This is a genomic window from Candidatus Villigracilis vicinus (assembly GCF_016702885.1).
Taxonomy (GTDB): domain Bacteria; phylum Chloroflexota; class Anaerolineae; order Anaerolineales; family Villigracilaceae; genus Villigracilis; species Villigracilis vicinus.
The window spans coordinates 61,457-75,778 of sequence record NZ_JADJDD010000017.1; the positions used below are offsets into that span (position 1 = coordinate 61,457).

Annotated in this window: 16 protein-coding genes; 10 read left to right on the forward strand and 6 right to left on the reverse strand. The window is 51.0% G+C overall.

Translation table 11 applies throughout. From position 1 onward, the window contains the following. Positions 1–27 precede the first annotated feature (27 nt). Positions 28–669: a DUF5666 domain-containing protein gene (locus IPG80_RS13650; protein ID WP_345107755.1), complete on the reverse strand. Its 642-nt coding sequence runs from the start codon at positions 667–669 to the stop codon at positions 28–30. Between the two features lie 129 nt (positions 670–798). Next, on the reverse strand, positions 799–1,917 hold the full coding sequence (locus IPG80_RS13655; RefSeq protein WP_345107757.1) for a phospholipase D-like domain-containing protein: 1,119 nt from the start codon (positions 1,915–1,917) through the stop codon (positions 799–801). Positions 1,918–1,941: 24 nt separating this feature from the next. On the opposite strand from IPG80_RS13655, the gene murJ reads away from it, so the two are divergent. Then, on the forward strand, positions 1,942–3,555 hold the full coding sequence (murJ, locus tag IPG80_RS13660; RefSeq protein WP_345107759.1) for a murein biosynthesis integral membrane protein MurJ: 1,614 nt from the start codon (positions 1,942–1,944) through the stop codon (positions 3,553–3,555). 38 nt (positions 3,556–3,593) lie between these two features. On the opposite strand, the gene IPG80_RS13665 is transcribed toward murJ, so the two are convergent. From IPG80_RS13665 to xseA, 3 genes are read right to left on the reverse strand one after another with little or no spacing between them, the layout of a single operon-like run. Continuing rightward, a complete protein-coding gene (locus tag IPG80_RS13665; protein WP_345107761.1) occupies positions 3,594–4,046 on the reverse strand; it encodes a divergent PAP2 family protein in 453 nt (150 codons plus the stop codon). Next, on the reverse strand, positions 4,043–4,288 hold the full coding sequence (locus IPG80_RS13670; RefSeq protein ID WP_345107763.1) for an exodeoxyribonuclease VII small subunit: 246 nt from the start codon (positions 4,286–4,288) through the stop codon (positions 4,043–4,045). The genes IPG80_RS13665 and IPG80_RS13670 overlap by 4 nt, the downstream gene beginning before the upstream one ends. 26 nt (positions 4,289–4,314) lie before the next feature. Then, the gene (gene xseA / locus IPG80_RS13675) at positions 4,315–5,517 is read right to left on the reverse strand and encodes an exodeoxyribonuclease VII large subunit (protein WP_345107765.1); all 1,203 of its coding nucleotides are present in this window, start codon (positions 5,515–5,517) and stop codon (positions 4,315–4,317) included. 166 nt (positions 5,518–5,683) lie between these two features. Between xseA and IPG80_RS13680 the strand changes: the two genes are divergently transcribed. The 6 genes from IPG80_RS13680 (at position 5,684) to IPG80_RS13705 (ending at position 10,886) form a co-directional block, all read left to right on the forward strand. Then, positions 5,684–6,154: an HIT domain-containing protein gene (locus tag IPG80_RS13680; RefSeq protein WP_345107767.1), complete on the forward strand. Its 471-nt coding sequence runs from the start codon at positions 5,684–5,686 to the stop codon at positions 6,152–6,154. Between the two features lie 53 nt (positions 6,155–6,207). Beyond that, a complete protein-coding gene (locus IPG80_RS13685; RefSeq protein WP_345107769.1) occupies positions 6,208–7,761 on the forward strand; it encodes an SdrD B-like domain-containing protein in 1,554 nt (517 codons plus the stop codon). A 15-nt stretch (positions 7,762–7,776) separates the two neighbouring features. Then, entirely contained in the window at positions 7,777–9,393 is a 1,617-nt protein-coding gene (locus tag IPG80_RS13690; protein ID WP_345107770.1) for an SdrD B-like domain-containing protein, read from the forward strand. 21 nt (positions 9,394–9,414) lie between these two features. Beyond that, positions 9,415–10,092, forward strand: a complete 678-nt coding sequence (locus IPG80_RS13695) for a DNA alkylation repair protein (protein WP_345107772.1) — start codon at positions 9,415–9,417, stop codon at positions 10,090–10,092. Between the two features lie 126 nt (positions 10,093–10,218). Beyond that, positions 10,219–10,473, forward strand: a complete 255-nt coding sequence (locus IPG80_RS13700) for a type II toxin-antitoxin system Phd/YefM family antitoxin (RefSeq protein WP_345107774.1) — start codon at positions 10,219–10,221, stop codon at positions 10,471–10,473. Then, complete coding sequence (locus tag IPG80_RS13705) at positions 10,470–10,886, forward strand: type II toxin-antitoxin system VapC family toxin (protein ID WP_345107776.1); 417 nt, start codon at positions 10,470–10,472, stop codon at positions 10,884–10,886. Before IPG80_RS13700 ends, IPG80_RS13705 begins: the two co-directional genes overlap by 4 nt. A 53-nt stretch (positions 10,887–10,939) precedes the next feature. On the opposite strand, the gene IPG80_RS13710 is transcribed toward IPG80_RS13705, so the two are convergent. Then, a complete protein-coding gene (locus tag IPG80_RS13710; protein ID WP_345107778.1) occupies positions 10,940–11,344 on the reverse strand; it encodes a group II truncated hemoglobin in 405 nt (134 codons plus the stop codon). Between the two features lie 78 nt (positions 11,345–11,422). On the opposite strand from IPG80_RS13710, the gene IPG80_RS13715 reads away from it, so the two are divergent. The 3 genes from IPG80_RS13715 to IPG80_RS13725 all read left to right on the forward strand — a co-directional run bounded on the left by IPG80_RS13715 (position 11,423) and on the right by IPG80_RS13725 (position 14,291). Next, complete coding sequence (locus IPG80_RS13715; protein ID WP_345107780.1) at positions 11,423–12,622, forward strand: acetyl-CoA C-acetyltransferase; 1,200 nt, start codon at positions 11,423–11,425, stop codon at positions 12,620–12,622. Positions 12,623–12,831: 209 nt separating this feature from the next. Then, positions 12,832–13,320: a DinB family protein gene (locus IPG80_RS13720; protein ID WP_345107782.1), complete on the forward strand. Its 489-nt coding sequence runs from the start codon at positions 12,832–12,834 to the stop codon at positions 13,318–13,320. 125 nt (positions 13,321–13,445) lie between these two features. Continuing rightward, positions 13,446–14,291 (forward strand): 3-hydroxybutyryl-CoA dehydrogenase, encoded by an 846-nt coding sequence (locus IPG80_RS13725; protein WP_345107784.1) that lies wholly within the window; start codon positions 13,446–13,448, stop codon positions 14,289–14,291. The last annotated feature ends 31 nt before the right edge of the window (positions 14,292–14,322 follow it).

Genomic DNA, 14,322 nt, shown 5'->3' on the forward strand with positions numbered 1-14,322 from the left:
GGTTCATTCGTTCGATCTCAACGAAGATTAGTCGTCATCCCCATCGCCGGAGCCGGAATTACCACCAGAACCAGAGTTGTCGTCATCATCGTCATCATCATCGTCGTTACCATTACCAGAGCCAGAGCTTGAGTTGGAATTATCATCATCATCGTCATCATCATTCGAATTACCATGATGTGAGTTACTACCACCCAGGCTGCTATTGGTATTGTCGTTCGCATTCGTGCCAATGCCTGTACCCAAACCAGAGTTCGTATTGTCATTGGTGTTGCCGTTGAGGTTGCCAAGGCTGGAATTGCTATTATCGTCGTTCGTGTTGCTGGAATTGCTGTTGTCATCATTGATATTGCCAGCATCCACAGCCGCGACCGGGGGTTCCACGCGAGTTACCACAACTGAACCATCTGTCTGAACTTCAACTTCGACCTTCACCGTATCGCCGACTGCGAAGGGTCCATCACGCAGGACAGCGGGGTCCACCGTAATGACTTCGCCATTGATAGTCCATTGATTGCCATCGATCGCCTCGATCACGCCGGTAAATTCCACCAACGAAGCGAGGGGCTTGTCGGAACTGACAGCTGCAACGGGTGCGCCGCCGCAGGCACTGATGATCATGGCGACCAAAGCCGCCGCTACGAACAGAGAATTGAACTGCTTTTTCATTTTAGACACCTCTTTTTATATAATTTGGCTGCTTACAATCTATCAGTCGCTGAGGTGTAAAAAAAGTTACGGCATGTTTCCGGCAAATTTGCCGGAAACATGCCGTATGTGAAATCATGAACAATGCAGTTATTTTGCCAGCCCGTATATCCTTCTGAATTCGTCCATAAATTTGGCAGCGATCTCATCGTTGTAGATCACCAAAAGATTCTCATCGTTGCGAGTCTCGGCGCTGTTCGTAAAATTATACGAACCGACAATGACAATACTCTCATCCACGATCATGATCTTGTGGTGCATCTGTCCGAGATTGGCATCACGGTACACATCCAACCCTGCCTGGCGGAACGGATCGAACTCGGTGCCTTGGTTCGAGCCGACTTGATCTTCATCCATCACGCCTGCCACAGTGACACCTGCCTCAGCACGCTCGCGGAGTACGTCGCCTAATGCATCGGCGGTAAAGGAGAATGCCATAAAATAAATGCTTTGCCGGGCTTCACTGAGGATATCCACGAGCACGTCTTGCACACCATCATCGGGCGAAAAATATACGTCAATGGGTGTACCATCCACCGTCACTCGCGGATTCGGTGTTTCGGCAACGACGTTATCACCAAATTTATCGTCAGTGAACATCTCTTCGAATTCCTTCGCGTAATTCTCCGCCATCTTCACCGAACGGATGCGCATCATCACATTGTTGTCCTCGTATGTACCTGAATCGGTGTAATTCATTCCACCCACCCACACTTCCGAACCGTCAATAATGACAAATTTATTGTGCATCAGCCCTTCACGGCGGTCGCCCAAAATGGAAATGTCTGCATCTAATAATCGCTGCGGGTCGCTGCGGTCCAGATTTTCGCTTTCCATCACCATACGTACCTGTACACCACGATCCTGCGCGCGTAACAAGGCATCACGGATACTGTTGAGGCTCAGGCTATAAATGGCAACATCCACGCTCAGGCGTGCAGAGTCAATGGCCTCGGCAAGGGGCTGGTCAATGCCGCCGGTCTTTTGAGAGGACAAGGGATTGACAGGGTCGGTAAAGTACAGCTCAAACCAGGTATTCTTAAAGCCATACCCGGCTGGGATATCGATCTCTGTCAGCGCAGAGGAAGGCTCGGAAGCAGAAACCGCCTCGGTCGTCGAAGGATGCGCAGAGTCTAATGAAGGGGCGGTCGTGCTGCAGGCAAGTGTAAGGATGAGGAGCAGAAAAAGGCTGGTCGATGTTTTCTTCATGAAAAACATTATAATCTTGCCGCCATGACAGAAAATAATTCGAACGCAAATCAGCAGATCGCCCGCGCCGCGGGAACGGTGATGTTTGCCATTCTCTTTGGGCAGCTTGCCGGTTTGGTCCGCGGCGTTTTGGTTGCGCGTGCATTTGGTGCGTCGCCAGAACTGGATGCCTTCTTCGCTGCCAACCGGGTTTCAGAAACTTTATTTTTATTGGTCGCGGGCGGTGCATTAGGGTCAGCATTCATTCCGACGTTTACCGGGCTGCTTGCCAAAAACGAAACGGACTCTGCCTGGCGGCTTGCCTTTTCGCTGGCGAATGCGGTCACACTGACCCTCAGCTTGCTTGCGGCGTTAATTGCCTTTTTTGCCCCACAGGTGGTGCGCTTCGCCCTTGCCCCGGGGCTATCTTCCAACCCCGAGCTCTTCGCGCTGACCGTTTCTTTGCTGCGCATTCAACTTGTCTCTGCCATCCTATTCGGTCTCGGCGGATTGATCGTTGGCATTCTCAACGCGCATCAGATATTTTTAGTTCCAGCATTAACTGCCGCGTTATATCAACTCGGCATCATCTTTGGTGCGGTCGTGCTTGCACCGAGCATGGGAATTTATGGATTGGCATGGGGCGTGGTGATCGGAGCAGTTTTGTACCTGATGGTGCAGGTACCTTCTTTGTATAAACTGGTTACAAAGAATGCATCACACGCCAAGCCATCCGCAATTCGCAACTTCAGATTTTCACTAAATATTCAGGACGCCAATGTCCGTCAGGTTCTACTATTGATGGGTCCGCGCCTTATTGGTGTGGCAGTGGTCCAATTGAATTTTTGGGTGAATACCTGGCTGGCTTCGCAAATGGCGCCGGGCAGTGTATCGGGTTTGTATTTTGGCTTCTCTTTGATGTTGATGGCGCAGGCGGTCATTGCACAATCGGTAGCCATAGCAGCGATGCCAACTTTTTCAGCACAGCATGCGCTTGGGCAACAGGATGAGATGCGTTTCTCGCTGGCATCTTCACTGCGAGGCGTAATCTTTTTGGCTCTGCCTGCCAGCGTCGGTTTGATGGTCTTGCGGAATCCGATCATTTCCCTGCTATATCAGCGCGGCGAGTTCGACGAGCACTCGGTTCAGATCGTTTCTTGGGCTTTGCTTTGGTACGCGGCTGGCATGCTCGGTCATTCCATTATGGAAATTTTGACCCGCGCATTTTACGCCCAGCACGACACAAAGACTCCCGTCATCATTGGGACAGTGGCAATGTTGTTAAACATCGTTTTCAGCATTTTATTTGCACGGATGTTCACTGCTGCCGGGCTCATGCCTCACGGCGGGCTGGCGTTGGCAAACTCACTCGCAACCGCACTCGAAGCGACGGCGCTATTCGTGATGATGCGCAAACGTCTGAATGGGATCGAAGGCGGGCACATTCTGCGCGGCGCACTCCCCTCTCTCGCAGCGGCAATCAGTATGGCGTTGGGGTTATTGGGCTGGTTGTCTTTCGGTGCGGAACTGAGTGCGTGGATCCTTGTACCCGTGGGCGTGACGCTCGGCGGAGCGGTCTATTTTGCCGTTCTGGCTCTCTTACGAGTACCAGAGTTGGGCTATATTTTGAACGGAGTCATGAGGCGAATTCGGCGTTAAGAACCAAACGGTGAAAATCGGTATCCTCGAAGGATCGCCTACGGCCAGATCATCCACTGCCCAATGGCAACCAACAGACCCAGGATAATACCGCCAATGACTTCAAGCGGGGTGTGACCAATGACTTCCTTCAATTCATTTTCACTCCACATATGTCCTTTAAGCAGTTCATCGAACAGGACGTTGATGCGCTCGGCATGCTTGCCTGCCTGCCTGCGGACTCCGGCTGCGTCATGAGCGATGATCATGGTGACGGCAACCGCAACCCCAAACAAGGGGTTATCGAAACCGTGATACAAAGCCACAGCCAGCGTGCCGGAAACCATTAAGGCAGTATGCGAAGAGGGCATACCGCCAGCAGCAAAGAACATCGTCCACAACCAACGACGCGACCGCAAGTACTCGGTGGGAATCTTTAATGCCTGCGCCAACAGCCAGCCAGCCAGGACAGCGATCAACACTTTATTTTGGAAAATATCCAAAATGTTCATTCTGTTTCCTCATCGAAATCTAAAACAGACTCACCAGCCAGTTTCTGCACTTTGAGTTGTGCAGCTTCCAATAATATGCTGCAGCGGGCTGCCAGGGCTTGTCCGCGCTCATAAAGTTTCATGGATTCGTCCAATGGATTTTGCTCGCCTTCCAATGCTTCTACGGTTTGCTCGAGTTCGGCGAGAGCTTCTTCATAGGATAATTCTTCAACAGGTTTTTGGGTGGATTTTGATTTTGCCATGATCGCTCCAGAATAAAGTACGTGGGTTATGAATTGCGCCTTGCTTCAAAATCGCCGTCGCTGACCCGCACGGTCAGATCGCCTTGTGCTTGAGATACAGTACTGACAACCTTGCCATCTTGTTTGCGGGTGATGATAGCATATCCGCGCGCGAGGATGCCTTCAGGGTTCAAGGCTTGCAGGCGACTGGATATTCCATCTACGCGGGCGGAATGCAATTGGATGCGATGTGTCAGCGCGGAAAAAGCACGGCGCGAAAGTTCGTCGAGATGTTGGTAGTCCGCTTGAATGCGCCGTTCCGGCGATACGAATTTGAGTCGAGAACCCAACGCGGAAATAGAAGTCTGATGGTCAGTCAGCCGGTTGGAGATCAAGCCTGTGAGGCGAGCCTGGGCGTTGACCAGTTGAAAGCGGAGATCGTCCAACGTGGTTTGAGTCGCTAATTCAGCCGCGGCAGTGGGAGTGGGTGCCCGCAGATCAGCGGCGAAGTCACACAGGGTGAAGTCCGTTTCGTGACCAACCCCAGAAATAATCGGCGCTTTTGAATTCGCCACTTCGCGAACAACGCCTTCATCGTTAAAAGCCCACAAGTCTTCAATGGAACCACCGCCGCGTGCGACGAGAATGACATCGGGATTTTGTTTATTGAGCGATCGCAGTGCTGCGACCAATGCGGGTGGAGCCTCGACACCCTGCACAGGAGAGGGAGCGAGGATTACGCGAGCCAGCGGTTGGCGTCGACGAATGGTGTTGAGCATGTCGCGCAGGGCTGCACCTGTAGCAGATGTAACAATGCCAATGGTTTGTGGAAAAGCAGGGATCTCACGTTTGCGGTCGGAGCTAAACAACCCTTCCGCTTCAAGCATGGATTTTAGCCGCAGGAATTCCTGAAAGAGCGCCCCCTCCCCTTTGGCTTGGATCAAATTCGCAATAAGTTGATATTGTCCCTGTGGTTCATAAACGGCAATCTTGCCATGCACTTCCACCGCCGCACCTTCTTGCAGATTCGGGCGGGTTCGCGCAGCATCGGTTTTCCACATCACACATTTAAGCGAGGCATTCTTATCTTTGAGCGTAAAGTAGATGTGACCCGACGCCGGGCGTGAAAGGTTGGAGACTTCGCCTGAAACCCATACATCCTGAAATTCAGGATTATCTTCCAACAACCTGCGAATACGAAAAGTAAGCTGTGAAACAGTGAATGGAGTCGAAAACAGGTCGGGTTGCATTGGGGCGAGGATAATCGAAAATTAAGGAATGGGGAATGGTTCAAGTCATAGCTCGTTAGCCTGGGAAAAGGTATCCATGTAATACGTTTTACCTTTTTCGCCTATAATTGTGTTAAATCATCAGTTCCTCTCCCCTATTATGAAACACCTTTGGTCTCCGTGGCGTATGACATATATTGAAAACAGCAAAAAAGAAGAGGGCTGTGTCTTTTGCAATGCCCAAGCCAAACCCGATGGCACCGAAAACCTGATCGCCTTCCGCGGCAGATCTTCATACGTGATCCTCAACCGCTTCCCCTATACAAGCGGACATTTAATGGTGATCCCTTTTGCCCATGCTGCCGGCATCGAAGAGCTGGATGCCAACACCCGTGCCGAAATGATGGAACTCACCTCACGCTGCACCACAGAGCTGCGCCAGATCTACAAGCCGCAGGGATTCAATGTGGGCATCAACATGGGCGAAGCGGCGGGTGCAGGTGTGCTCGGGCATGTCCATATTCACATCGTACCACGCTGGGCAGGAGACACGAACTTCATGTCTGCCGTTGGCGAAACGCGCGTGCTGCCCGAATCATTGGAACAAACCTATCAGCGAGTGCAAGCGGCATTCGCATCGACAAGCCACACAGCATAACATTTAGCTACAGTTAAGAATTACGGGGGAAAATAAATAAATGGAGAGTTTTCATGCAAAAACAGACCAAACGATTCGGTGCACTGGTTTTCACCATTGCAATTCTCGTACTACTTATCTCGTGTAAAAGCAAAGAGACACCGGCACCCCCAACCGAAACATCTGCACCACAAACACAGACAACAACTGCGCTGCCAAGCCCGATCGCCACACCACTCGTTGATGCAAACTCAAACCCATTGACGGGATTACCCGTCGAAGATATCAACCTGCTCGACCTGCCCGCGCTACTCGTTTCCATTTCACACTTTCCGGTCGAGGCGCGCCCGCAGGCGGGATTGTCATTTGCCCCCTGGGTTTTCGAAATCTACATCACTGAAGGCGCAACGCGTTTTCTTAGCGTTTATCACGGGGAGTTTCCTGAACCCGAAACCCCAGTCACAGGAGATTGCCCGATTCGCAGTGAACCTTTTGTACAAACTGCGAACTTTATTGGCGACCGTGTCTGGCTGGACGAAAATGCCAACCAACTTCAAGATGCCTGGGAACGCGGCGTTGGTGGGGTTTGCGTTACTCTATACGCAGAAAACGGCACCCCTCTCCAGCAGACCTCCACAGATAGCAACGGGTATTATGGCTTCAATGTCGATGCAGGCAGGTATGTCCTTATTTTTCAAAAACCGGCATGGACTCAGTTCGTTCAGAAAAATATCGGGATAGAAAAACAAGATAGTGAAGCCGACCCTGCCACCGGGCAAACCGAGGCGCTGGGGGTCACTTCTTCGCTTCACAACGTGGATGCAGGCTTGATCCTCACTTCCCAGCCTCCAACAACATCCGAGCTCCCCGCCGCCAAAGTGGGACCGGTCCGTTCGGGGCGGTTGGTCTATGCTGATATTGCCGCCTTCTTCCCTGAATCCTGCCTGATCTATGCCTTTGCCTCACCTGAGGTGCTGGAACTGTTGCCGCAATGTTTTTTTGTAAACCACGATCTGCAAGGCGGCGGATACTTATTGGAGATCAATGAACTAAAACGCCTGGCAGAAGAAAGCAAACTCTACGATATCGATTATTCCAGCAACGCCTTCGCTGAAACTCCCCCCGCTGGCGGCGAACCGGCAGCCCGTCTGGATGTGTACGTTGCCTACCTCAACCAAGCCGCATGGATTTATGATGCCGCATCGCAAACTTACTGGCGCTTTGTAGACAAAGCCGACATCGAAAACCCCGGTGTGCTTTATCCTGAAATAGACCGCCTCACCAGCCGCCAATTACAATTCGAGAATGTCATCGTCCTATTTACGAAACATGATGTCGTTTCCCCCACCAACCTCGACATTCACCTCGAAGAGGATCAACAAGGCAATGCGCTCTTATTCCGTGATGGGCAAAAATATGATATTTTCTGGAACACACAACTCAGCGATGAAGAACGCCAAAGCGGAAGACACAAACCGATCAAATTCATCGACCCCAACACCAAGCAGCTCATGCCGCTCAAACCAGGGCACACATGGATATTCATCGTCACACCCGAAACCTCTGTCACTCCGCAGGGCAACGGTACATGGTATCTGGAATTCTTTCAACCGCCTGACGCAAAATAAAACGGAACATACTGAATGAAACGTCACAGCATCCTACTCCTGTTTTTTACGATCATCCTCGCAGCTTGCCTGAGTACACAGGAAGGTGAAACAACCACACCCGCCGCCCCAGCAGAGTCTCCTACCATCACACAGACGCCTACAGCTCAGTTCACACCTACACCGCAACCTTATGCGACCCCTGTGAATTACGGACCAGACAAAGAAAACTTCCCATCGGACATCAATCCACTCTCGGGGCAACAGGTTAAAGACCCAGGTTTAATGGAAACGCCCGCTGTTGCGATCTCTATCTCGCACTTCCCCGTAGCAGCCCGCCCACAAGCAGGGTTATCTTTCGCACCGTGGGTCTTTGAGTTCTACATCACCGAAGGCGCAACAAGATTTCTATCCATTTTTTATGGGGCATTTCCTGAGCCTGAAACACCGGTCACGGGCGATTGTGAAGTGCGGCGTGAGCCATATACCGAAAGCACCTTTTCCATCGGCAACCGCATCTGGTTGGACGAAAACCAGAACGGCAGGCGTGAAGATTACGAAAAAGGGATCGGCGGTATCTGCGTCAACCTGCTGGATGGCTCCGGCTCCATGATCCAACAGACCATAAGTGACTCGAACGGCTATTATGGATTCCTCACCCAGCCCGGAAGGTATACCGTTGAATTCAAGATTCCGACATGGCTGAAGGTGACCCAGAAAAATGTTGGGGATGAAAACAAGGATAGCGACGCCGATCAAGCCTCAGGCAAGGCGGAAGCGGAATTCAGATCCACGCCTCTTTCACTGGATGCAGGCTTGATCCTATCCGATGAAGCGCATCCACCTGTGAATCTATCAGTGCCCAAGCCACCCGCCGAAGTGGGACCGATCCGTTCGGGGCGGTTGTTTTATATTGATATCCACAACCTTTTCTTAAATTCGTGCTTTATTTTCGCTTCGGCATCACCTGAGATATTGCCTTTGCTTCCGCAGTGTTACCTCGTCCCACATGATGAAGCCAGCGGCGGCGCAATGATGAGCATCGATAAAATGAAAGCGCTCGCAGAAGAGAACCGCCAGACCCGATCTGGCACGTTCAATTACGCCAGTAATGTATTTTCAAACACGCCTCCCGAAGGCGGCACGCCTGCCAGCAAAATGGAAACCTATGTGGCGCTTCTAAACCAATCTGCCTGGGAGTACGATCCGCTTTCAAGCTCATACTGGCGCTACGTGGACGACACGACCCAGGCAAATGCCGGGGTTCTACATACTGAAATAGACCGGCTGACAAGCCGGCAATTGCAATTCGAAAACATCATCGTGCTTTTTGTAGAGCAGGAAGTCTATGAATATCATGGTCTCCCGATCCGCACGCTGGTAGATACAAAATTGGAGCTGGGCAGCGGCGGGTTTGCCCACCTCTTCCGTGACGGAATGAAATACGATATCCGCTGGAGCACCAAAGCACGCGCATACGAAAAGGAAACCGGGCAGGCACGCCCGATCTACTTCCTGAACGCAGATGGAGAACCTGTTCCACTAAAACCTGGGAGAACCTGGTTCTTTATTGCCACGCCATATTCCTACCTCACCGACCTGGGCAACGGACGTTGGAATATCCGCTATGTCCCGCCTGAAGGCATAAAATAAGAAAAACCATTGGGTAACCCTATGCATCCTTATTCTCTTGCACTACAGAAATTCTTTGCACAACACGCCAACCCCACGAACGCGGCACCAATGAAAAAGTACATGCGCGATCAATTCGAGTATCTTGGGATCAAGAGTCCGCAAGTGACAAATCTGCAAAGGGAGTTCATCAATGCACAAGGACTCCCCCCTTTGGAAAAGCTGGATGTGATCGCGCGCGACCTTTGGAGCCTGCCTGAGCGTGAATATCAATACCTTGCCATGAACCTGATCGGCAAGTTCGAGAAAAAAGTAGGCGGAGAATTCATCACAACTCTCGAATATCTCATCACCACCAAATCTTGGTGGGATACAGTAGACGCCCTTGCCAGTCACCCAGTGGGAAGCATGTTTAAGCGTTTTCCAGATGTGAAAAGAAATTATCTGAAAAAATGGCGCGGTTCAGAAAACCTTTGGCTGCGGCGTACTACGCTGCTCTTCCAACTTGGCTATAAAACAGAGACCGATTTTGAATTGTTATGCGAACTAATCCGGGAAAACCTCGGCTCAGAGGAGTTCTTCATCAACAAAGCCATTGGCTGGGCATTGCGTCAATACGCCCACACCAACGCCGCTCCGGTCAGAAAGTTCGTGAAAGTAACGAAGGAACTCCATCCTTTGAGTCGTCGTGAAGCTTTGAAAAATATTGGCGTATCTTAATTAGGCGCTGGCTATACGAAGTAAATTCTAATAAAATTGCAATCCACATCCTTTGACATATTCTGACAAGAAAGGGTAGAATACACGCGAAATCTAGCCAGTCTAGCCAGAAAAGGAATTTCCTCCATGATCGCCGTATGGCAAATACAAGACGCAAAGAACAAATTGAGCGAAGTGATCACCCGTGCCCTGATGCAAGGACCGCAAGTGATAACGAAACATGGGGAAAAGGCAGTGGTCGTGATCTCGTACACGGATTACGAAAAACTGCGCAAGTCGCAAGGCAAATTATCCGAATTCTTCAGTACCTCTCCCCTCGCAGGCATGGACCTCGACCTGAAAAGAAATAGATCACTCCCACGTAAAAACATCCATCTATGAAGTACCTGCTCGATACCTGTGTTCTTTCAGAATTAATTTCCACCAAACCCAACCGAGAAGTAGTTGCTTTTGTCGACTCACTTGACCAGGAAGATATTTACCTAAGCGCCATTACCGTGGGGGAAATCGCGAAGGCGATCCAAAAACTACCCGAATCTCTACGAAAAGTAGACCTGCAAAAATGGCTCCATGAAGACCTGCTCGTTCGTTTTGAAGGGCATATCATTTCATTGGACGCAGAAATTTTCATCCGCTGGGGAGAATTGTCAGCGAAACTCGAAACCTTCGGCTTCGAAAACCCTGCCATCGACTCTTTGATCGCAGCCACTGTACTGACCCACCACATGGTACTGGTCACGATCAATGAAACCGACTTCGCCAACATGGAGATCGAGATCGTCAATCCGTGGTAATTTCTTGGAAAAATCAAAAGCGAGTAACAAATTGTTACTCGCTTTTTTTATTTCTATTCCTGATTTCGCATAAAATCCGCAACTTCTCTAAACCTGGTTTTCAAATGCTCCACCACTGAGGGATGAAATCCACCTGCATCCAATGCATGACTCATGCACCATATCCACTGATCGCGCTCACGATCACCAATGGTGAAAGGTAAATGACGCATCCGCAGGCGGGGATGCCCGAATTTTTCCATATACAACGGGGGTCCACCTGACCAGCCAGAGAGGAACATAAACAACTTCTCGCGAGACTGTTTCAAACTGGCAGCGTGCAAAGCGCGGATATCTTTGGCTTCAGGCGCAGAATCCATCAGATCATAAAAGCGATCTACAAGGGCGCGCACGCCCGTCTCGCCGCCGAGCAGTTCGTAGAGGGATTGACTTTGGGCAATGGGTAAATTTTCTGTCATAGTAAAATTTTACCCCAAGGCACGACGCACTTCACACTCCTACATGTATAATAGCCTTATCACCCCACAGGAGGCATGATGAGCAAAGAAAATGAAGCTGTCATCCTGAGTGCTGCACGCACTCCGATCGGAAAATTTCAGGGCGCGTTAAGCAACATCCCTGCGCCAAAGTTGGGAGCTATTGCCGTCCAGGAAGCTGTCAAACGAGCGGGCATTGACGCAAGCGAAATCGAAGAAGTCTTCATGGGCAATGTTGTGCAGGCTGGCAATGGACAGGCACCAGCACGGCAGGCGGCGATCTTTGGCGGTGTACCTGCATCTGTCAGTGCGACTGCGATTAATAAGGTCTGCGGTTCGGGCTTGAAAGCGGCGATGATGTCTGCCCAAGCCATTCGTGCGGGCGATGCGGAGCTTTTCATCGCCGGTGGATTTGAGTCGATGAGTCGCGCGCCGTATCTCGTCAGCGGGCGTATGGGCGAATTGAAATTCGGCAACACGCAAATGACCGATGCCCTGCTCAACGACGGCTTGTGGGATCCGTTCGAAAATTGGGGCATGGGCAACGCCGCAGAATTTATCGCGGATGAATATGAAGTGACCCGCGCCGCGATGGATGAATTCGCGCTTCGCTCTCACCTCAAAGCTGTAGAGGCTCAAGAGGCGGGACGTTTCAACGCTGAGATCGTTCCCGTCCAAATTCCGGGACGCAAAGGTGAAGTAACCACCGTGGCTCACGACGAAGGTCCGCGTAAGGATACGTCGCTAGAGTCACTAGCCAAACTAAAACCCGTCTTCAAAGCGGACGGTAAAGTAACGGCAGGCAACGCCTCGTCCATGAACGATGGCGCAGCAGCGACAGTGATTTCATCGCGTGCGTATGCCGAAAAGAAAGGCATTAAGCCAATTGCAAAAATTGTTGGTTATGCCCAAGCAGCGATGGAACCGAAATACCTCTTTGCTGCTCCCGCTTATGCCATGCCAAAGTTATTGAAAAAAATCGGTTGGACGTTGAAAGATGTTGACCTCATTGAATTGAATGAAGCCTTCGCCGCGCAAGTCCTCGCGGACGGGTATGCTCTCGCCGACCAAGGCTGGGACTGGGACAAGGTTAACGTGAATGGCGGTGCGATCGCGCTCGGTCACCCACTGGGAGCCAGCGGCGCACGTGTGCTGACCACACTCATCTATGCCCTGCAAAACCGCGGATTGAAGCGAGGGATTGCGTCGTTGTGCCTCGGCGGCGGTGAAGCGGTGGCGATGGCGATTGAAGTAGAGTAAACGATATTTGATACTCGATATTCGATGGATGAATATCGAGTATTGTTTTTATGATGGTGAAACTCGGTGGTTGAGTAGCCCTGAGCGGTCTTTGCGAAAGGCGTACCGAAACCACCCCGAAAATGAAAACTTTATATTAATTGGTGGTTTCGATACGTGGCGCAAAGTTCACGCGCCACTACTCAACCACCGGAATAGGGAAAAATAAAATGAATACCCAAGAACGCAATGAAAAGCTCGAACTATACGGACGTGGATACGACTTACTAAAAGCGGCTTTGGCAGAAGTTCCACAAGAGGCAATGCTCTTCAAGCCAGAGCCCAAAGAGTGGAGCGTTTATGAAGTTATCATCCACATTGCGGACAGTGAAACGAACGCCGCCTTGCGCGCGCGGAAGTTGATCGTTGAGCCGGGCGGGAGCATTATGGGCTACAACCAACCGCTATGGGCGGAAGTATTGAACTATCACGAACACAATCTGGAAGATGCACTCGAAGCGACACGCCTGGCGCGCAAAACCACCTATGAGTTATTGAAACGCATCCCGGAGATCGTCTTTGACACCCATTGGATCAAACACCCTGAATATGAAGAGCCTTATACCTTTGATAAATGGTTCGATGTGTACTCCGCCCATATTCCCGGGCATGTTGAGCAGATCCAGAATAATATGATTGCTTGGAAAAATAAAAAATAACTCTTTTCCGTCATTGCGAGGAGCCGCACTTTGGCGACGAAGCAACCTCGCGCACCATTTATGAGATTGCTTCGGGCAAAGAGCAAGAGCGCCCTCGCAATGACGAGATCGAATCAGGAGACCACATGATTATCAAACATGTATTTGTCATCGGTGCAGGGACGATGGGCAATGGCATCGCTCAAGTGGCGGCGACATCGGGGTATCAGGTCACTTGCATGGACGTGCAGGCTGCGGCGTTGGAAAAAGCCAAAGCGACGATTGCCAAATCCACGGCGAAGCTGGCGGAGAAGGGCGTGCTCACAGCGGAGCAAAAGGCATCCGCAGACGGGATCAACTACACGTCTACGATGGAAGCGATGAAGGAGGCGGATTTCGTCATCGAAGCGGCGACGGAAAATCCGGAGTTGAAATTCAAAATTTTCAAAGATATGGATGCGAACGCGCGTGAAGGCGTGATCTTGGCGAGCAATACGTCGTCGATTTCCATTACAAAGATCGCCGCCGCCACGAAGCGACCGGAGAAGGTCATTGGCATGCACTTCATGAACCCGGTGCCGCTGATGAAACTGGTGGAGGTCATCAAGGGACTCGCCACCGACGAAGCGACCTTGAGCACGACGCTGGAGTTGTGCAAGGTGATGGGCAAGGAAGCATGGACGGCGAATGACTCGCCGGGGTTTATCTCGAACCGCATCTTGTGCCCGATGATCAATGAAGCCGTGTTCGCGTTGCAAGAAAATGTCGGCACGCCCGAAGCGATCGATGCGGTGATGAAGCTCGGCATGAATCACCCGATGGGTCCGCTCACGCTGGCAGATTTGATCGGCTTGGATGTGGTGCTGTTCGTGATGGAAGTGTTGCAGAGAGATTTGGGTGAAGATAAATACCGTCCCGCGCCGTTGTTGCGCAAGATGGTGGATGCGGGGTATTTGGGAAGAAAGACGGGGCGAGGGTTTTATACATATTAAAAATTCCATGTCACCCTGAGGGAGCGGCTTT